Below are 20,137 nucleotides of genomic sequence, written 5' to 3'. Positions count from 1 at the left end.
CTGCCGGTGCAGTGGGTCAATCGCGCCAACTCGCAGTTCCGCGGCTATGCGGGCACGATTGCTGCCGGTCAGGTGCGTGTGGGCGATGCGGTGGTGGTCGTGCCGTCCGGGCGCCGCACGCAGGTAGCGAGCGTGCTCGATGCCAACGGGGAAGTGGACAGCGCACGCGCCGGGCAAGCGGTGACGTTGACGTTGCGCGACGAGATCGACATCAGCCGTGGCGACATCATCGCCGCCGTCGACGACCCGCCCGAAGTGGCCGACCAGTTCGCCGCGCATCTGCTGTGGATGGACGATGCCGCGCTGCTGCCCGGGCGCCCGTACTGGCTCAAGATCGGCACCCGCACCGTCACCGTGAGCATCAGCGAGATCAAGCACAAGGTCGATGTGAATACGCAGGAGCGGCTGGCCGCCAAGCGGCTGGAACTCAACGAAGTGGGCTACTGCAATCTGGCGCTGGACGAACCCATCGCGTTCTCGCCGTATGCACGTAACCGGGTGCTCGGTGGCTTCATCCTGATCGACCGCCAAAGCAATGCCACGGTGGCGGCCGGCACGCTGGAATTTGCGTTGCGCCGCGCCGGCAACGTGCATTGGCAGCATCTGGATGTAGACCGCAGCGCACGTGCGCGCATCAAGGGGCAGGCGCCGCGCGTGCTGTGGTTCACCGGCCTGTCGGGTGCGGGCAAATCCACCGTTGCCAATCTGGTCGACAAGCGCCTGCACGCCCTGGGCTATCACACCTTCATCCTGGACGGCGACAACGTGCGCCACGGGCTCAACCGCGATCTGGGCTTCACCGACGAAGACCGCGTGGAAAACATCCGCCGGGTGGCCGAGGTGGCGCGGCTGATGGCCGACGCGGGGCTGATCGTGCTGGTGAGTTTCATCTCGCCGTTCCGCGCCGAGCGGCAACTGGCGCGCGAGCGCTTCGATGCGGGCGAGTTCGTCGAAGTGTTCGTGGACGTGCCGCTGGCCGTTGCCGAGGCGCGCGACGTGAAGGGGCTGTACCGCAAGGCCCGTGCCGGGCAGATCCCCAATTTTACCGGGATCGACTCGCCATACGAGGCGCCCGAAACGCCGGAGATCCATCTTCACGCCGATGGTGAGAATGTAGAGGCGCTGGCGCGCCACGTGCTCGAGTTTCTGGGGCTGGAGCGCTGAGCGCGGGCATCAGGGCGCTGCAAGCGGCCTCCGGCACGTCATGGGATTGGCACAGAACCGGCAGCACGTTGCCGTCCGGTTCTGCGCCAGCCTGGCTCGCAATGGGGTCGCACGCGGCATCGATGACGGCGCTGGCCAGCGCATCGTGGCGGCGACGGCAAGGGTCGTTGGTCATGGTGCAAAGCGCGCCCTTTCTGTCAACGCATGGCGGCCAGGTCGGTAAACTTTCGAGGTACCCCGCCAGGATGTTCTGATGCTTGTTCTGCCCAGCGTGCGCCACTGCGTCGCGCTCTTGTTGGCCGTGTGGCTGTCCGGTTGCGCCCGTCAGGCGAGTACGCCGGCGGTGGCCAAGCCGATTCCGGTGGTGGTGCAGCCGGTCGCGGTGCAGCCGTGGAATTCCACCGTGCAATCGATCGCCACCGTGCGTGCACGCGAATCGGTGGCGCTCACTGCTGCAGTGAGCGATGTGGTGGAGCAGGTGTATTTCGACAGCGGCGACGAGGTCAAGGCCGGGCAGTTGCTGCTGCGGCTGCGTGGCAATTCGCAGCAGGCGGCGTTGACCGCCGCGCAGGCCACCTTCGAAGAAACCGACCAGCTGTACCGCCGTCAGTTGAGCCTGGTTGGTCAGCAGCTGGTGGCCAAATCCACGGTGGATACACAGCGCGCGCTGCGCGATGCGGCGCAGGCGCGCGTGCAGCAGATGCGTGCGGAGATCACCGACCGCGAGGTCCGCGCGCCGTTCGCGGGCGTGCTTGGCATCCGCCAGATCAGTCCGGGGTCGTTGATCACCTCCAGCACGGTGATCGCCACGCTAGACGATGTGGCGCGCATGTATGTGGACTTCCAGGTGCCGGAATCGCAGTTCGGTCTGGTGCAGCTCGGCAACGTGGTGAACGGCACGGCGGCCGCGTACCCGGGCGCGCGCTTCGACGGGGAGGTGGCGGCGATCGATTCGCGTATCGACGAAACCACCCGCTCGGTGACGGTGCGTGCGGATTTTCCCAATGACGACCGGCGCCTGCGCCCGGGCATGCTGCTGGATGTGCGGCTGTTCCAGCCGGCGCGGCAGGCGGTGGTGATTCCGGAAATTGCGGTGGTGCAGGTGGGGCGCGAGTCGTATGTGTTCCGGGTCAAGCCCGACAGCAGCGTGGAGCGCGCCGATGTGCGCCTGGGCGAGCGCCGCGATGGCAAGGTGGAGATCCTGGAGGGCGTCAAGGCCGGCGAGCGCATCGTGGTGGATGGCACCGGCAAGCTGCGTCCCGGGCTGAAGGTGGTCGACCAGGCCGCGCCCGCCGCGGCGCGCCCGCAGGCCGCCGCACAATGAAACTCTCCGACCTGTCCATTACCCGCCCGGTGATGGCGGTGGTGATGAGCCTGCTGCTGATCGTGCTGGGGGTGATGTCGTTCACCCGCCTCACCTTGCGCGAGCTGCCGGCGATCGACCCGCCCATCGTCTCGGTGGACGTGGAATACACCGGTGCCTCGGCGGCGGTGGTGGAAAGCCGCATCACCCAGGTGCTGGAAGACGCGTTGGCCGGCATCGAGGGCATCGAGACCATCGAGGCGCGTAGCCGCAATGGCTCCTCCGACATCAGCATCGAGTTCGTGCAGTCGCGCGATGTGGAAGCCGCTGCCAACGACGTGCGCGATGCGGTGAGCCGCGTGTCCGACCGCATGCCCGACCAGGCGCGCCCGCCTGAGATTTCCAAGGTCGAAGCCGACGCCGACCCCATCCTGTGGCTCAACATGAGCTCCAGCACGATGGACACGCTGCAGCTGTCCGACTACGCCGAGCGCTACGTGGTGGACCGCTTCTCCAGCCTGGATGGCGTGGCGCAGGTGCGGATCGGCGGACGCCAGCGCTATGCGATGCGCATCTGGCTCGACCGCGACCAGCTGGCCGCACGCGCGCTCACCGTCGCCGATGTCGAAGCCGCGCTGGAAAACGAAAACGTCGAGCTGCCGGCCGGCAGCATCGAATCGGCGCAGCGCGATTTCACCCTGCGGGTGGAGCGCAGTTATCTCAAGCCGGAAGACTTTGCCAAGCTGCCGCTCAGCAAGGGCGAGGGCGGCTATGTGGTGCGGTTGGGCGACGTGGCCAAGGTCGAGCTGACCTCGGCCGAACGCCGCGCGTATTTCCAGAGTAACGGTGTGCCCAACGTGGGCCTGGGTATCGTGCGCAACTCCACCGCCAACGCGCTGGACGTCGCCCGCGAGGCGCGTGCGCAGGCGGAGGAAGTGCAGAAATCACTGCCGCAGGGCACCAACATCTTTGTCGCCTTCGACACCACCACGTTCATCGATGCGGCCGTGGAGCGCGTGTATCACACGCTGGTCGAAGCGGTGGTGCTGGTGCTGGTGGTGATCTGGGTCTTTCTGGGTAGCGCACGCGCGGCGTTGATTCCGGCGGTGACGGTGCCGGTGTGTCTGATCGCCGCGTTCATCGCGCTGTACGCGTTCGATTTTTCGATCAATCTGCTCACCCTGCTGGCGCTGGTGCTGTGCATCGGGCTGGTGGTGGACGACGCCATCGTGGTGGTGGAGAACATCCAGCGCCGCATCGACCTGGGCGAGCCGCCGCTGGTGGCCGCCAAGCGCGGCACCGGGCAGGTGGCATTCGCGGTGATTGCGACCACGGCGGTGCTGGTGGCGGTGTTCCTGCCGGTCGGCTTTCTGGAAGGCAACACCGGGCGCCTGTTCCGTGAATTGGCGGTGGCATTGGCGGCGGCGGTGGCGATCTCGGCCTTCGTGGCGCTGACGCTGACGCCGATGATGTCGTCCAAGCTGCTGCGCTCGTATCGCGTGGCCAAGCCCAATCGCTTCCATCAGTGGTTCGACGGGCGCATGCAGGCGGTGTCCGGCGCATACGGGCGCTCGCTGGAGCGGCACGTGCAGCGCACCTGGATCTTTGCGCTGCTGATGCTGCTGGCGTTGGGCGCCAGCGCATGGTTGATGGGGCGCATTCCCTCCGAACTGGCGCCGGCCGAAGACCGCGGCAACTTCCAGATCATGATCGACGGCCCCGAGGGTGCGGGTTTCGATTACACCGTGGGGCAGATACATCAGGTTGAAGACATCCTGCGGCCGTATGTGGGACCGGACAAACCCATCGTGCGTGCCAACCCGCGCGTGCCCGGCGGCTTTGGCAGCAGCGAGGAAATGCACACCGGCCGCGTCAGCGTGTTCCTGCAGGACTGGGAGCAACGCACCCGCCCGACCACCGAGGTGGCCGATGAGCTGCAGCAGAAGCTCAACGTGCTCAGCGGCGTGCGCGCACGCACGCAGGTCAGCGGTGGGCTGGTGCGCAGCCGCGGCCAACCGTTCCAGATGGTGCTCGGTGGCCCGGATTACGCGGAAATTGCGCAGTGGCGCGATCGTATCCTGCAGCGCATGGAGGCCAATCCCGGCCTGGTCGGGCCGGATTCGGATTACAAGGAAACCCGCCCGCAGATGCGCGTGAATATCGACCGCCTGCGTGCGGCCGATCTGGGCGTGCCGGTGACGGCCATCGGTGGCGCACTGGAAGCCATGATGGGCTCGCGGCGCGTCACCACCTTCGTCGACAACGGCGAGGAATACGACGTCATGCTGCAGGCCGGGCGCGAAGGCCGCATGTCGCCGGAAGACCTCACCGCCATCCGCGTACGCTCCAGCCGCGGCGAACTGATTCCGTTGTCCAACCTGGTCACGCTCAGCGAAGTGGCCGAGGCCGGCACCTTGAACCGCTTCAACCGGCTGCGTGCAATCACCATCACCGCCGGTCTGGCGCCGGGTTACCCGTTGGGTGACGCCATCGCCTGGGCGCAACAGGCCGCACAGGAAGAACTACCCGAATACGCGCAGCTGGACTGGAAGGGCGAATCGCGCGAGTACCAGCAATCCGGCAGTGCGGTGTTGCTGACCTTCGGCATGGCCTTGCTCGTGGTGTATCTGGTGCTGGCTGCGCAGTTCGAAAGTTTTGCGCACCCGCTGGTGATCATGCTCACCGTGCCGCTGGCGGTGCTGGGTGCGTTGGTCGGCTTGTGGGTCACCGGCGGCACGCTCAATCTGTTCAGTCAGATCGGCATCGTGATGCTGGTCGGCCTGGCCGCGAAGAACGGCATCCTGATCGTGGAATTCGCCAACCAGTTGCGCGACGAAGGCCGCAGCGTGCACCAGGCCATTGTCGAATCCGCCTCGGTGCGGCTGCGCCCGATCCTGATGACCTCCATCGCCACCGTGGTGGGTGCCATCCCGCTGGTGGTGGCTGGCGGGCCCGGCTCGGCCAGCCGCGCCACCATCGGTGTGGTGGTGATCTTCGGGGTGTCGCTGTCCACGCTGCTGTCGCTGTATGTGGTGCCGGCGTTCTACAGCCTGATCGCCCCGTACACCAAGTCGCCGGAAGCACTGGCTCGCCAGCTGGAAACCCTGGAAGCGGACACCCCATCGGTGGGCGGGCACGCGTAGCGTGCCTGTCACGCTGCACGGCCGCACGTTGGGTGCGGCTGTGCGGGGCGGTCATGTCACCTGCATGCGAATGCCGGTCTGCACGCTGGTGCGCAGCGCCAGCATCACGCTGTGACACGCAACGGTGCCAAGGCCGCGCAGACGAGCTGTTCTTGCGGAGGTACGTTGGTTGCATGCCGTCCTGCACCGGTTGCAGCGGCATCTGCAGGTGCACATGCCGCCGGCCGCCACGGCACGATGCGACCGCCATCGTTGCCACTGCGGGCAGGCAGCTGCCGCCTGCCCACCCGCAGCAGCCGTCCCGCCCATCCAATGACTAAGGTCACATGACACGCATGCCCGGCTGTGATCGACTTCCGCGGTTACCCTGACCGGAATTGCCCATGCGTCGTCTTGCCTGTCTGCTCGCTCCTTCCCTTCTTGCGCTGTGCTGCGGTAGTGCGCTGGCGCAAACGTCCGGCGAGGCAGTGCCCAATGGGCGCCTGCCGTCCTGGGCGGTACCCGAGCGCTACAGCCTGTCGTTCAAGATCGATCCGGAGCAGACGCAGTTTAGTGGCCGCACCACCATTCGCGTGCAGCTCAAGCAGGCGTCCGATCACCTGTGGCTGCATGGCAAGGAACTGGCGGTCAGCAAGGCCACGGTCAAGCCCGGCAAGGGCAAGCCGCTGACCGCGCGCTACGTGCAGGCCGATGCACAAACCGGTGTGGTGCGCCTGGACTTCGGCCGCACGCTGCAGCCGCAGACGCTCACCGTGGACATCAGCTATAGCGCGCCGCTCAATCAGCAGCTGCAGGGCCTGTACCAGGTGAAGTACCAGGGCAATGCCTATGCGATGACGCAGATGGAGCCGATCAGTGCGCGTTACGCGTTCCCGGGCTTCGACGAGCCGGCGTTCAAGACGCCGTTCGACCTGAGCCTGACGGTGCCCAGCGACGACCAGGCGCTGGCCAACACCATCGCCACCTCGACCAAGCCGGCCGGCAAGGGCTGGAAGACGGTGACCTTTGCGCCCACCGTGCCGCTGCCCACCTATCTGGTGGCCTACGCGGCCGGTCCCTGGGATGTGGTGGATGTGCCGGCCATGCCGGCCACCCCGCAGCGCCCCACAGCCACGCCGTTGCGCGGTATCGCCGCCAAGGGGCAGGGCCCGCGCATCACGCCCGCACTGGACCAGACCCCGGCCATCATCGCCGCGCTGGAGGACTACTACGCATTCGGGTATCCGTTCGACAAGCTCGATCTGGTCGCCGCGCCGGATTTCAGTGCCGGCGCGATGGAGAACCCGGGGTTCGTCACTTTCCGCGATTGGCTGTTGCTGTTGGACAAGGACTCGCCGACGGTGAACGTGCAGCGTTCCTTCAACACCAACGCGCACGAGCTGGCGCATCAATGGACCGGCGATGCCGTGACCATGGCGTGGTGGGACGATCTCTGGCTCAACGAGGCCTTCGCCACCTGGATGCAGCAGAAGATCACCATGCAGCTGCATCCGGAATACCACGCCAACCTGGACCGGATCGGTGGTGCGCAATATGCGATGAACAACGACAGCCTGGTCAGCGCGCGCAAGATCCGTCAGCCGATCACCGGCAATGGCGATATCGAAACCGCCTTCGACGGCATCACCTACCAGAAGGGTGCGGCAGTGCTGGCGATGTTCGAAGCCTTCGTCGGCGAGGATGTGTTCCGCGAGGGCATGCGCGCCTATATCGCCAAGCACAAGTTTGCCAATGCCACCGCCGACGACCTGGTCGATGCGATTGCCGAAGCGGCCGGCAAGGGCGCCGATTTCAAGGCCGCGTTCCGCAGCTTCCTCAATCAGCCGGGCGTGCCGTACCTGCAAACCCAGGTGGCCCGCGAAGGCGGCAAGACCGTGGTGAAGCTGCAGCAGCAGCGCTACCTGCCGCTTGGCTCGGCCGGCTCCACCGCGCAGCAGTGGGGCGTGCCGGTGTGCGTGAAGTACGGCAAGGACAAGAACCAGGTCGGCACTGCCTGCCAGCTGCTGGACAGCGCCAGCGGCAGCATCGTGCTGGAAGGCGCCGGCAAGAATACCTGGGTCTTCCCGAACGCGCGTGGCGCCGGCTATTACCGTTTCAGTCTGCCGAAGAAGCAGCTGGCCGCACTGGGCAAGCAGATCGGCCAGCTCGACGACAGCGAGCAGCTTGCCTATGCCGATGCGATCGACGCGGCGTACCGCCATGGCGATGCCGACAGCGATGCAGTGCTGGCGGCGATCAAGCAGCTGGCGCCGTCCGCATCGGCCGATGTGTCCACCGCGCTGGTGGACCGCTTGGTGTGGATCTGGCAGTACCAGGCCAGCACCGAGGCGCAGCGCAGCGCCTTGCGCAAGGTGGCCGAGCAGGCCTACCTGCCGCGCCTGCGTCAGTTGGGTTACACGCGTCGCAGTGGCGAGTCGGTCGACGACGTCGCGTTGCGGAGCGCGTTGACCAGCCTGTTCGGTTTGCGCCTGCAGACGCCGGAGGTGCGCAAGGCCTTGCTCGCCCAGGGCGACGCCGTGCTGGCCGGGGGCAACGGGGCGCTGGAGTTCTCCGCGGCCAATCCCGACCTGCTCGGCAGCGCACTGTCGGTGACCGTGCAGGAACGTGGTGCGGCCGCGGTGAATGCCTTGATTGCCGCGCTGCGCACGCATGCCGACCCGGCGCAGCGCAACGCGATGATCGACGGGCTGGGCGCGGTGCAGGACCCGGCGCTGCTCAAGCAGGTACGGGATTTCGCGCTCACCGATGCGATCAAGGTCGGCGAGATGAAGAGCCTGCTGCGGCGTGGCCACGCCGAGCAGGCCTCGCATGCGTCGATGTGGCCCTGGTTCACCGCCAATTTCGACCGTATCGTGCAGCGCAGCGGTTCGTTCGACGGCGGCGGCTTGCCGGCACTGGCTGCCAGCGGCGGCTGCAGCAGCGAGGAAGCCGACCGCCTGGAGGCCTTCTTCAAGCCGCGGCTGGCCACCCTCAGCGGCGCCGACCGCGGCCTGGCCCAGACCGGGGAAACCATCCGCCTCTGCGCCGCGCTCCAGCAGGCGCAGACCGCCAAGCGCTGAGTTGCGGCATGCGTCTGGTGTGCGCAGTATCGGTGGTGTCGATACTGCGCAGGCCTCGGCCAACCCGATGCATGGCGGTACGTCCAGAACAGGGCGAGCGCCGCTTCTCGGCCGAGTGTTGCACGCGCGTGATTGCGGTCTGCAGCAGGCAGATCGGCCTGCCTGAGTGCAGCTGGCAAAAACGACCGCGCTCACCACAAGGCGGGCGCGGCTGGTGCTGGCGCGGCATGTTGCACTGCGTACATTGCGGTTGCTGCGCGCCGTCCACACCACCTGACGACTGCTCGCCAGGGGTGTTAGCCGCTCCACCAAGGGCACGCCGAAGCTGCGTGCGTTTCATCGCCTCGACAGCGCGCCTCCACAGGACGGCAAGACGTCCGCAGTGGCTCAGCCCGGCCGACGTATACGTCCCATCGCGCCGGTGGCTTACCATCGTCGTCACTAGTCCTGCGGCTGCGGCCCTGCCGGTGCTGCAGCACGACCAACACCACATTGCGGAAGGGGCCGAAAAACCTGGTCCGCACTGCAAGCAACACCTACCTCTGGATACGACGATGACACAGCACGATGGACGCGGCCCACGGCCGCCACGCGATGGCGGCAGCGGCGCCTCGCACAACCCGTGGGGCCGTGCCGCGCCGCGCACATCTGCACCGCGCGGTCCCGCACCCCGCGCGCCGGCCCAGCATACGCCCGCCACCGCGCCACCTGCCGCTGCGGCAAGCGGCACCGCGCGCGAGGTGCGGCTGTACGGCATCAATGCCGTGCAGGCCGTGTTCAAGGCGCGCCCGCAAGCTATCCGCAAGCTCTATCTGAGCGAGGCGCGGATCTCGCAGTTCAAGGCCTTGCTGGCCTGGTGCGTGGCCGAGCGTATCGGGTATCGCGTGGTGGAAGACGCCGACCTCAGCAAGCTGGCCGCCAGTGCGCACCATGAAGGCGTGGTGGCCGAGGTGCTGCGCGTGGCGCCGCAACCGCTGCAGGAGTGGCTGGCCGCGTTGCCCCAGGGCCCGGTGCTGGCGCTGTGGCTGGATGGCGTGGGCAACCCGCACAACTTCGGCGCGATCCTGCGCTCGTCCGCGCATTTCGGTGTCGGCGGCTTGCTGCTGCCGGCCGGTTCCACGCTGGGGTTGTCCGGCGCTGCGGCACGCGTGGCCGAAGGCGGCGCCGAAGCGGTGCCGTTGGTGCAGTTGCCCGACACCGCGCAGGCGCTGACGCAGTTGCGGCACGCCGGGTTTGCGGTGGCCGCCACACTCGTTGATGGCGGACAGGACGTGTTCGCTGCCAGCCTGCCGCAGCGCCTGGTGTACGTGATGGGGGCGGAAAGCGAGGGCATGGACCGCCAGTTCGCGCGCGACTGCGATCTGCAGCTGTCCATCGGCGGCAGCGGCAAGGTCGAAAGTCTCAACGTGGCCTCGGCCACCGCTGTCTTCCAGGCCGCCTGGCGTGCCCGTGTGATCACCGGAGATCTCTGATGCGTGTGTCTGCCTGGCTACTGGCTGCTACCTGCGTTATCACCGGCAGCGCTGCTGCTGCCACGGCGCCTACGCCTGCCGCACCACCGGACGTGCGCACCGATCACGGTGTGGTGCGCGGCCAGTGGCAGGACGACGGCAGCGCGGTGTTCCGCAAGATTCCGTTCGCCGCACCGCCGCTGGGCGCGTTGCGCTGGCGGCCGCCGCAACCGGCGGCCGCCTGGACACAGGTACGCGACGCCACCCAGGCGGCCACGCCGTGCGTGCAGCCGGCGCTGGGCTGGAACGACGCGATGGCCAGGCGCGGCAGCGAAGACTGCCTGTACGTGGAAGTGCAGACCCCTGCATTGCATCCGGCCAAGCCGTTGCCGGTGTTCGTGTGGATTCATGGCGGCGCCAACGTGGCTGGCGGCGCCGATGGGCATCTGCCCACCAACCTCGTTGCGCAAGACATGCTGGTGGTGACGCTGCAATACCGGCTGGGCGCGCTTGGGTTCCTGTCGCTGCCGGAATTGCGCGATGGCGACAACGAGGCCGCCGGCAATTACGCCGTGCTCGATCAGATCGCCGCGCTGCGCTGGGTGCGCGACAACATCGCGCAGTTCGGCGGCGACCCGGCGCGGGTGACCATCGCCGGGCAATCGGCCGGTGGCCAGGACGTGGGCCTGCTGATGCTCAGCCCATCGGCGCGCGGCCTGTTTTCGGCGGCGATCGAACAGAGCGGCACCGCCGGGTTCGGCTTGCCGGCACGCAGCCTGGAGGACAACCGCGCGCTGGGCGTTGCCATCGCCAAACGCGCAGGCATCGAGGATCCGGCAACGCGCCTGGATCAACTGCGCGCGCTGCCGGTGGAACAGTTGATCCAGGCCGGGCAGGGCGTGGATGTGCCGGCGCTGGATGACGACGGCTACATCTGGCTGCAGGCCGTGGTCGATGGCCGCGTGCTGCCGCGTGCACCGGCCGAGCTGCTGGCAAGCGGCGCACAGGCCAAGGTGCCACTGCTGATCGGCTATGTGGTGCAGGAGCTCACCTACGGTGGCGAGCAGGGCGCGCAGGCGCGTCTGCGGCGCGACTATCCCGAGCGTGCCGATGCGGTGCTGCAGGCGCAACGCGCGCATGCGCAGCAGCGCGCCGCACGTCAGGGTACTGCGGCGATGCAGTTGTCGACCGACCTGACCTTCCGCTGCCCGGCGGTGACGGTGGCCCGGCACCAGGCCGCTCTCGGCGTACCGGTGTGGCATTACGTGTTCGACACGGCTGCACCCGGCGCGCAGGTCACGCACAGCGCCGAGTTGCCGTTCCTGTTCAAGAATCTGCCGGTCGGCCAGCCGCCGGTGTCGCTGCAGCGCTATTGGGCTGCGTTCGTGCAGCGTGGTAACCCGAATGCCAGGGGCCTGCCCGCTTGGCCGGCCTTCGCGCCCACGCATGCGGCATTGCAGTTCGATGCGCAGGGCGTGCAGCCGATCAAGGATGCGCGCCCGGCCGTGTGTGCAGGGGTGGATTTGCCGTAGCCGACCGCGCGCACTGCCACGGTGCGCGCGGTTGTTTTACCTCAGCGTGCGCAGCCCGGGCCGCCGAAATAGAAGCCGCCGTTCTGCATCTCCGGCGACAGGCTGGTGCGCGACACACCGCTGCCCAATGCGTACGGATAACTGTACCCGGCCAGTGCCAGCGTGTAGCAGGCAGGCTGCTCGACGTTGAGCGATGACAGGCGCTGTGCCGGCCGGGTGGCCATGCCGGCATCGCGGTAGAAGTGGTTGGCCTGAAAGGCTGCCTGGCGGTAACCGGCAGACGCGAACCGGCCACTGCCCATCGGTGCGCTCGGGCGGCCGTCCCAGGTCGAAATCTCGCCACCCGCGGAAATGAAGATGTTGGCGCTGCCTTCGGCAATGTCGCCCGCGTAGAGGTCGGCCTTGTAGTAACCGATCCATTCGTCATTCAAGCCGAACCACCAGTAGCCATCGGCATTGCGCTGGAATTCCACGTGCAACATGGCCTGTTTGCCGCCTGCGCTGCTGAAGCCGCCGGCCGCTGCGGCACCTAGCACGTTTGCGCTGCTGACCTGCACGAAGTCCGCGCAGTCCAGGTTGTGGCAACCGGTGGTGAGGTAGCCATCCTGGGTGGAATAGATGAACAGGATCGGCGTGTTGCCCCAGCCGGCGCCTGGCTGGGTTTGCCAGCCGGCCTCCAGTGTCTGGATCTGTCCCTGCCGGGTATAACCCCCCAACCAGATCTGACTGATCGACTGCGCATCGTTGGCACGCACGGCCGGGACCCAGGTGTTGAGATCGGCGCCGGCACCGGTGACCGGCGAGCCGGCGGTATCCAGATAGATGGTGGAGTAGTAATGCACCACCGACGCAGCCTGCTGCGCGGCTGGTGCGATGGTTGCGCGGGTGGGTGCGGTGATGCGCGGTGTGGTGCCGCGCAGGAAGTCCTGCAGCGTCGCATGCTTGCTGATGTCGGCCAGGCCGATGCGTGCCAGCGGCACACTGCCGGCATCGCAGCGCGGCGCCGCATCCAGCGCAGCGCCGCTGCTGACACCGGCAGCGATGGTCGGCGGCAAGGCGGGCGTGCTGCCATCGCGCAAGGCAGGTTGCTGCGCACGCGGGATGCAATCGAACATCGCCTTGCCCTGACGCACACTGCGCAAGACGGTCAGCCCGTTGTAGCGATTGAACAGATAGCGCTGCATCTGTGCGAAGGCGACAGGGTCCTTGACCTTTGCCGCAGGCGCGCGGTTGGCGTAGCTGAGCTGAGCTGCGCCTGCGCATCCAGAAATTGCTTGAACTCCGGTGTCACCAGGGGAAACGCGCGCGATGCCGTGGTAGCGGCGCGTTGTGCAGCGAGATGCGGCGTGGCGGCAGTGCGTGCGGTGGCAGGGGTGTTCAGGAGTGGCGGCATCACCGCGTCGATGCGTTGGTCATCGGCCACTGAGGTGGAGGGCGCCAGGAGCGTGCCTGCGAGGCTGGCCTGAGCGCTCGTGCAAATGACAAGCGCAGCAACGGCGCGGCCGATCGACATCGGTCGCTTGGAACGGAAGGTCATCAGTGTCTTTCCTGGGGCCGGAGCGAGACAGCGTGCATGCGGCGAACCATGCGCACCGTGCCATCACCATCGCAGGGATAGACCGAAAAACGGTCGTCGGCGCAGGCCTGCGGTGAGGGCCCGCGCATACTAGATTATCTGTTTCTCAAAAGTCTCCGGGCGTCTCCATTGCGTGACACCAGGCACGCGCCAAGCGTAATGCGCTAAGCGGATGCAGATCGCCGGAGGCAGTGCAACGCTGCCTGCCACGAGCAGCGCGCCAACCCCTCTCGCGGCGGGAGAGGGGTTGGTTGCGTGCATGTTCCAGGATCACGTGTCTTGATCTGCGGGCAGGGGACGCAGCGCGGACCACTGCGCGTTGAGCGCAACGCACTGGCTACTGCTTGTGCAGCCGTACCGCCGCGCCGCCGCTGGCAGCCAGCGCCAATTCCAGGGTGTCGTTGCGGGTGAGTGTGCGGGTCTCGATCCGCACGTCGGTCGGAGCCTGGCCGTCGGCATAGATCGTCGCCGTCCAGGTGCCTTTGCCCAGGAACGACAGCGGCAGGGTGAGCGTGCGTGCCTGTTCGTTGGTCATCGCGCCCAGGTACCAGTCCTTGCCGCTGCGCCGCGCCAATGCGATGTGCTCGCCGATCGCACCGTCCAGGGCGCGGGTTTCGTCCCAGCTTGCCGGGACATCGCGCAGGAATTGCGTGGCGGGCACGTTTTCGTATTGCTCCGGGCTGTCGGCCACCACCGCGAACGGGCTTTCGTACACCACATACATCGCCAGCTGCTGCGCACGCGTGGTCATGACCTGCGGTGCGATGTGCTGCATCTTGAATTCGGCCGGGCGCACATTGCGGAAGCCGCCCGGGGTGTAGTCCATCGGCCCGAGCAACATGCGCGTAAACGGCAGCGTGAGGTTATGCGTGGCGGTGATGCGGGTGGTCCACTTGTTGTATTCCGCGCCCAGCACGCCTTCCTGGGTCAGATAGTTGGGATAGGTGCGGGTCAGGCCGGTCGGGTGATACGCACCGTGCAGATCCACCAGCAGCTCGTGCTCGGCAGCCTTGCTCAGCAGGCGATGGTAGAAGTCCACCATCTGCTGATCGTCGCGGTCCATGAAGTCGACCTTGATGCCCTTGATGCCGAGTTGCTGGTACCACGCCAGTGCGTCGTCCATGTGTGCATCGAGCGCACGCCAATGTGCCCACAGCCACAGGCCGACATCGCGCTTGCGCGCATAGCTGACCAGACCCGGTAGATCCAGTTGCGCCACCGGCCGGCGGATATCGGCGTCTGCGTTGTATTGGCCATCGCCGGTGCTGCCGTAATACCAGCCGTCATCGATCAGCATGTATTGCAGCTTCAACTGCTGTGCGTGGTCGATATAGCGCTGGATCGTGGCGGTATTCATGCCCGGATTGGCCACCCCGCTGGCCAGACTGCCCGACCACCAGTCCCATGCCGATTTACCGGCGCGGACCCAACTTGCATCAAAGGCAGGTGGTGGATTCAACGCGGAAATCAGGTTGGATTCGATCAGGCTGGCAGGCGTGTCGCCCAGCATGATCACCCGCCACGGCGTTGCGAAATCGCGCCCCTTGGCGTCGATGCTGACCGCCAGCCTGGGGTTATCCAACTGTGGCGACAACCTGGCCGAGACGCCCAGGCTGCCATCGGCGCGGCCAGCGAGGTAGAGCCCGGCGTAATCGCGCAGGTTCGCCTCGGCAATCGCCAGCGTGGTGCCTTTGGCATCGGTCTGGCAGACCAGCGGCAACTCGAGCAGGTTGTGCGGGCGCAATCTGGACGCAGCGATGGCGTCGTACTCGCCCTCGTGGCTGGTTCCGAACCGGCCCAGATTCAAGCTCCAGCATGGGTAGTCGCGTGGAAACGCAAAGCTGGTGAGTTCGTCGCGAATGCCCACCTGGCCCGCGGCTGGCAATACGTAACGCAGTGCCACACCGTCGTCGTACGCGCGTAGTTCGATGGTGAGCCGGCGTTGCTGTCGATCGGACAAGTGCACACGCAGCGCGCGGTAGTGATCGCGGCCCTGCTGTGTCTTGCCGACCTGCAAGGCAAACCGGCTGTCATGCGTTTCGGTGGTGCTGTCTTGCACGCGCATGTCGCTGCCGAGTTTGCCGGCATTGCCCAGATCCAACCCGAGCGGTGCGTCGTCGAGCACCAACGTGTTGCGGTACAGCACGCGATAGCTGGGCACGCCGCCCTCGCGCAGGGTGAATTCCACTTCGGTGCGTGCGTCGGGCGATTGCACGCGCAGGCGCTGCGCGGTAGCGGGCATTGCGATCAACCACAGCAATGCGCATGCCGCCGGTAGTGCGGACTGGATCAGGTTTCGCATGAGTCCCTCCTCCTGGGAGCGCCAACCCTAACGCAGAAAGGTTGTCGTCGATATCACCTTGGGGTAACGTTACCTCGCACCATGGCCGCTGAAACAGGGGCGGCAGCCACGGGCTGCATCACCAAGCGCGAGCGACGCACTGTCCGGATGGACGCTGGTCGGTTGCACGGACGTGGTGTGCACCGTTGCGTGGCAGTAGAGCTTGGGAGAGGCCTCTAATGCTGATGGTTCGCGAGGCGTTCCGCCGTGGAGCGCTGTGGTTGTTGTGTGGTTGCATGAGTTGGACTGCAGTGGAGGCTGCGCCCGCCGATGCGAATCCGCCGGGGCCTTACGATGTCCGCGTGCTCGCGGGCGGGATGGGGCTGGCAAAGAAGCTCGCCGCCGATGCACCGCTGCTGGCCGCCAACGCGGACTGGAGCCTGTCGGCGTGGGTACGCCCATCGCGCGCGAGCACCGGGCCGGCCCTGATTGCCGGTGTCGGCGATCCCAAGGATGCAGGCCGCTACTTCGCGATCGATGCCGGCAAGCTCGGCTTCGTGCAGGGTGCCGATAGCGTGCTGCGCAGCAAGCAGGCGCTACGCGCAGGCGAGTGGACGCAGGTGGCCGCCGTTGCCCATGGCGGGCGTCTGACGCTATATGCCAATGGCCGCCAGGTTGCCAGCGGCGCCGCCCGGCAACGTGCAGTGGCGCCGGTGCTGATGTTCGGCCCGCGCGAGCAACCGGCCGCCTACACGCAGCACTTCGGTGGCGAGATCGCCGGCTTCACCGCGCAGGCGCAGGCACTGGAGGCGGCCGCCGTCGCGCAGCTGGCCGCACAGACGCCGGACCCGGCGCTGCAGCGCTTCGAGGATGCATCGCCGGCGTGGCAGGTGCAGGTCAAGCAGATGGCCGGGCAGGTAGCACCACAGGCGCCCGCAACGTTGCCGCGCAGTGCAGCGGCGTTTTCTGCGCCGGTGGCCAAGCCGGTGCCGAACGCTCCGGCCTTGCAGCCGCTGGATGCCGCTGCGTGGCGGGTGGGTGCGTGGCAACTGGCAGCCGCGCCGGATCTCGGGCCCGCCACCGGCGCCACGTTGTCGCGTGGCGATACGGCGGATGGCGGCGCCTGGCGTGTCGCCACGGTACCGGGCACGGTGCTCACCACGCTGGTCGATCGCGGCGTCTATCCGGATCCGGATATCGGCCTCAACAACATGGCCATTCCCGAATCGCTGAGCCGGCAGGACTGGTGGTACCGCAGCAGTTTCGATCTGCCCGCCGACGCGCAAGGCAAGCGACTGGAGCTGCTGTTCAACGGCATCAACTATGCCGGCGAAATCTGGGTCAACGGCACGCAGGTCGGGCGCACGCGCGGTGCATTTGCACGCGGTCGCTTCGATGTCAGCAAGCAGCTCAGGCCCGGCCGCAATGTCGTCGCAGTGCGCGTATCGCCACCGCCGCATCCGGGCATTGCGCATGAGCAGTCGATGACCGCCGGCGTCGGCGAAAACGGCGGCGTGCAGGCGCTGGACGGGCCCACCTTCATCGCCAGCGAGGGCTGGGACTGGATTCCGGCCGTGCGCGACCGTAATGCCGGTCTATGGCAGGACGTGCAGCTGCATGCCACCGGGCCGGTCACCATCGGCGACACCCAGGTGGTCACCGCGCGTCTGGCGCCGGATCACCGCCGCGCCGAGCTCGAAGTCAGCGTGCCGCTGCGCAACGACGGTGCTGCGCCCATGCAGGGCACCGTGCAGTTGGCCATTGGCGATGTGCGCATCCAGCGCGAGGTCAATGTGCCGGCAGGCGGCACCACGCTCAAGCTCACCGCTGCCGACACCCCGCAATTGATCATCGCCAACCCACGCCTGTGGTGGCCCAACGGCTACGGCGAGCCGGCGCTGTACACGCTGCAGGTGGGGGTGGAGGTTGCCGGTGCGCGTTCGGACACGCAGCGGTTGCGCTTCGGCATTCGCGAGGTCACCTACGAGTTGTCGCTGTTCGATGAAGATGGCGCGTTGCGTCGGGTGCTGGTGGATTTCAACAAGGCGCGTCTGCGTGGCGAGCGCATTGTGGATGCGCGCCACAGCGCGATCCGTCCCGTACCTGGTGGCGATGCGCAATCGTTCTATCCCGGTGCCGCCGTATCGCCGGCAGTTACGCCGCTGAAGGACGATGCGCTGGCGCCGTACCTGGCCCTGCGCATCAATGGCGTGCGCATCGCCGTCAAGGGCGGCAACTGGGGCATGGACGATTGGCGCAAGCGCGTGTCGCGCGAGCGGCTGGAGCCGTACTTCCGGCTGCAGCGCGATGCGCATTTCAATGTGGTGCGCAACTGGGTGGGGCAGAACACCCAGAGCAGCTTCTTCGATCTGGCCGACGAGTACGGCATGCTGGTGCTCAACGACTTCTGGCAGTCCACCCAGAACTACAACATGGAGCCGGCCGACGCGGCGCTGTTCCTGGACAATGCGACCGAGGTGATCAAGCGTTTCCGCAATCACCCGTCCATTGTGCTGTGGTTCGGACGCAATGAAGGCGTGCCTGCCCCCATCCTCAACGAGGGCCTGGACAAGCTCGTGGCCGAGCTTGATGGCACACGCTGGTATACCGGCAGTTCCAATCAGGTCAATCTGCAGGGCAGCGGCCCGTACAACTACCGCGAGCCGGTGGGCTACTTCAACGCCTTGGCACAGGGCTTTTCGGTGGAAGTGGGCACGCCGTCGTTTTCCACCCTGGAGTCGTTCAAGGCCTCGGTCCCGGCGGCGCAGGACCAGTGGCCGATCAGCGATGCCTGGGCGTACCACGACTGGCACCAGTCCGGGAATGGCGACACTGCCAGCTTCATGCGCTCGCTCACCGACAAGCTTGGTGCGCCCACCAGCCTGGAGGACTTCGAGCGCAAGGCGCAGCTGCTCAACTACGACACCCATCGTGCCATCTTCGAAGGCTTCAACGCGCAGCTGTGGACCAAGAACAGCGGGCGCCTGCTGTGGATGAGCCATCCCGCCTGGCCCAGCAACATGTGGCAGATCTACAGCCACGATTACGACACCCACGCGGCCTACTACGGTGTGCGCAACGCGGCAGAGATGCTGCATGTGCAGATGAACCTGCCGGGCCACGAGGTGGTGGTGGTCAACAACGCCACCGACCCGGTGCGCGGCTTGCGGGTACGGGCGGAGATCTATGGCACCAACGGTGCGCTGCTGCAGCAACGCGAACAAGCGGTCGATGCCGCCGCTGTTGCGGTCTCGGCACCGGTGATGCAGCTGGCGCCGTTGCTCAAGGACACCCACGGGCTGGGCTTTGTGCGCTTGCAGTTGCTCGATCGTGATGCGGTGGTGCGTTCGCGCAACTTCTATTGGGTGGCGCGCGATGCGGCTGCCATGCGCGGCCTCGATGCGCTGGCCGCGGTACCGGTGCAGCTCACCACGCGGCTGGAAGACGGCGCAGAGCCGGTGTTGCGTGCCACCGTGCGCAACCCCTCGCAGCAGTTGGCGCTCAACACCAAGTTGACCCTGGTGGATGCGCAAGGCCAACGCATCCTGCCGGCGTACTACAGCGACAACTACCTGAGCCTGGTGCCGGGCGAGCAGCGCGAAGTGGAGATCCGCGGGCCATCGGCCGCCACCTTGCGTAACGCCACGCTGCAGGTGCGCGGCTGGAATGTCGAACCCTCAACCGGCGCTGCGAGCGGGCTTCCGTAGCCGCGCCGATACCTTGCCACGCCGTGAGCCCTGCACGGCGTTTGCACTGGCGCGCCACCCGGCGTGCCAGCCAACACCGCAGTGCCCCCCCGGCATTGCCATTCGAAACGGTCGTGGATTGTCGTCATCCCTGGGAGGGGACCATGAACAAGCTGCATCGCAGTACCCGCCACACCCCGCTGGCCGCCGCGCTCGCGGTTGCACTCACCCTGGCGGCTGCACAGGCCGCCGCGCAGGACGCCGGTAGCACCCCGGGCGTCACCGAGTTGGACAAGGTCATGGTCAAGGGCGTGCGTGGCGCGCAGGCCGAGGCCATCGAGAACAAGCGCACCGCTGCGCAGATCATCGATTCGATCTCGGCCGAAGACATCGGCAAGCTGCCCGACGTCACCATCACCGACTCGCTGCAGCGCGTGCCCGGCGTCCAGATCCGGCGCTCGGCCGGCGAAGGCTCGCAGCTCAATATCCGCGGCATGCCGCAGGTGCAGACCACCATGAACGGTGAGCTGTATCTGAGCGCCGGTGGCGGTGACCAGTTCGGCCAGCCCAACATCGGTCGCGCGCAGCCGGACTTTGTCGATATTCCGCCGACGTTGTTCAGTGGTGTGGACGTCATCAAGTCGCCCACCGCCGCCGATCTGGATGGCGGCATCAGCGGCACCGTGTCGCTGAAGACGCGTCGCCCGTTCGATCTGCCCGAAGGCTGGACCTTCAGCGGCCAGGCCGAGGGCTCCTACGGCGATCGCGTGCAGGAGCTCAACGAGCTGTACTCGGGCCTGGCCAGCTTCCGGACCGAGCGCTGGGGCGCCTTGCTGGCGGTGTCGTATTCCGATGCCACGCTGGAGAACAAGCACCCCAGCGTGTATTCCAACGGCGCGCAGAAGTCCACCGAGCAGAACGTGGGCTTCGACTTCAATGGCG

Annotated in this window: 11 protein-coding genes and 1 other RNA gene; 9 read left to right on the top strand and 3 right to left on the bottom strand. The window is 66.9% G+C overall.

What is annotated here, in order from left to right; translation table 11 throughout:
- The 7 genes from cysC to OZ10_RS11200 all read left to right on the top strand — a co-directional run.
- A partial coding sequence (gene cysC, locus OZ10_RS11225; RefSeq protein ID WP_039564889.1) for an adenylyl-sulfate kinase occupies nt 1-1,164 on the top strand: 1,164 nt, incomplete at its 5' end.
- Between the two features lie 253 nt (nt 1,165-1,417).
- Nucleotides 1,418-2,488 (top strand): efflux RND transporter periplasmic adaptor subunit, encoded by a 1,071-nt coding sequence (locus OZ10_RS11220; protein WP_039564887.1) that lies wholly within the window; start codon nt 1,418-1,420, stop codon nt 2,486-2,488.
- Nucleotides 2,485-5,610, top strand: a complete 3,126-nt coding sequence (locus OZ10_RS11215) for an efflux RND transporter permease subunit (RefSeq protein WP_039564885.1) — start codon at nt 2,485-2,487, stop codon at nt 5,608-5,610. Before OZ10_RS11220 ends, OZ10_RS11215 begins: the two co-directional genes overlap by 4 nt.
- Before the next feature lie 383 nt (nt 5,611-5,993).
- Nucleotides 5,994-8,669 carry a M1 family metallopeptidase gene (locus OZ10_RS11210; RefSeq protein ID WP_039564883.1) on the top strand — a complete coding sequence of 892 codons (2,676 nt, stop codon included), beginning with the start codon at nt 5,994-5,996 and terminating at the stop codon, nt 8,667-8,669.
- Nucleotides 8,670-8,899: 230 nt separating this feature from the next.
- Nucleotides 8,900-8,971, top strand: a non-coding RNA gene (locus OZ10_RS20630) — sX9 sRNA.
- A 252-nt stretch (nt 8,972-9,223) separates the two neighbouring features.
- Nucleotides 9,224-10,141, top strand: a complete 918-nt coding sequence (locus tag OZ10_RS11205; protein WP_039564880.1) for a TrmH family RNA methyltransferase — start codon at nt 9,224-9,226, stop codon at nt 10,139-10,141.
- A complete protein-coding gene (locus OZ10_RS11200) occupies nt 10,141-11,652 on the top strand; it encodes a carboxylesterase/lipase family protein (RefSeq protein WP_081419467.1) in 1,512 nt (503 codons plus the stop codon). The genes OZ10_RS11205 and OZ10_RS11200 overlap by 1 nt, the downstream gene beginning before the upstream one ends.
- A gap of 41 nt (nt 11,653-11,693) precedes the next feature.
- On the opposite strand, the gene OZ10_RS11195 is transcribed toward OZ10_RS11200, so the two are convergent.
- The 3 genes from OZ10_RS11195 to OZ10_RS11190 all read right to left on the bottom strand — a co-directional run bounded on the left by OZ10_RS11195 (nt 11,694) and on the right by OZ10_RS11190 (nt 15,530).
- Nucleotides 11,694-12,836: a neprosin family prolyl endopeptidase gene (locus tag OZ10_RS11195; RefSeq protein WP_236726842.1), complete on the bottom strand. Its 1,143-nt coding sequence runs from the start codon at nt 12,834-12,836 to the stop codon at nt 11,694-11,696.
- Nucleotides 12,800-13,189: a hypothetical protein gene (locus tag OZ10_RS22870; RefSeq protein ID WP_236726841.1), complete on the bottom strand. Its 390-nt coding sequence runs from the start codon at nt 13,187-13,189 to the stop codon at nt 12,800-12,802. Before OZ10_RS22870 ends, OZ10_RS11195 begins: the two co-directional genes overlap by 37 nt.
- A gap of 376 nt (nt 13,190-13,565) precedes the next feature.
- The gene (locus OZ10_RS11190) at nt 13,566-15,530 is read right to left on the bottom strand and encodes a glycoside hydrolase family 97 protein (RefSeq protein ID WP_039564877.1); all 1,965 of its coding nucleotides are present in this window, start codon (nt 15,528-15,530) and stop codon (nt 13,566-13,568) included.
- Nucleotides 15,531-15,748: 218 nt separating this feature from the next.
- On the opposite strand from OZ10_RS11190, the gene OZ10_RS11185 reads away from it, so the two are divergent.
- The gene (locus OZ10_RS11185; RefSeq protein ID WP_039564876.1) at nt 15,749-19,216 is read left to right on the top strand and encodes a glycoside hydrolase family 2; all 3,468 of its coding nucleotides are present in this window, start codon (nt 15,749-15,751) and stop codon (nt 19,214-19,216) included.
- A gap of 143 nt (nt 19,217-19,359) precedes the next feature.
- Nucleotides 19,360-20,137: TonB-dependent receptor plug domain-containing protein (locus tag OZ10_RS11180; protein WP_039564874.1), on the top strand; the 778-nt coding region annotated here is incomplete at its 3' end.

This window comes from Xanthomonas cannabis pv. cannabis (assembly GCF_000802365.1).
Classification (GTDB): domain Bacteria; phylum Pseudomonadota; class Gammaproteobacteria; order Xanthomonadales; family Xanthomonadaceae; genus Xanthomonas; species Xanthomonas cannabis.
This window is presented reverse-complemented; position numbering and strand designations above follow the sequence as displayed.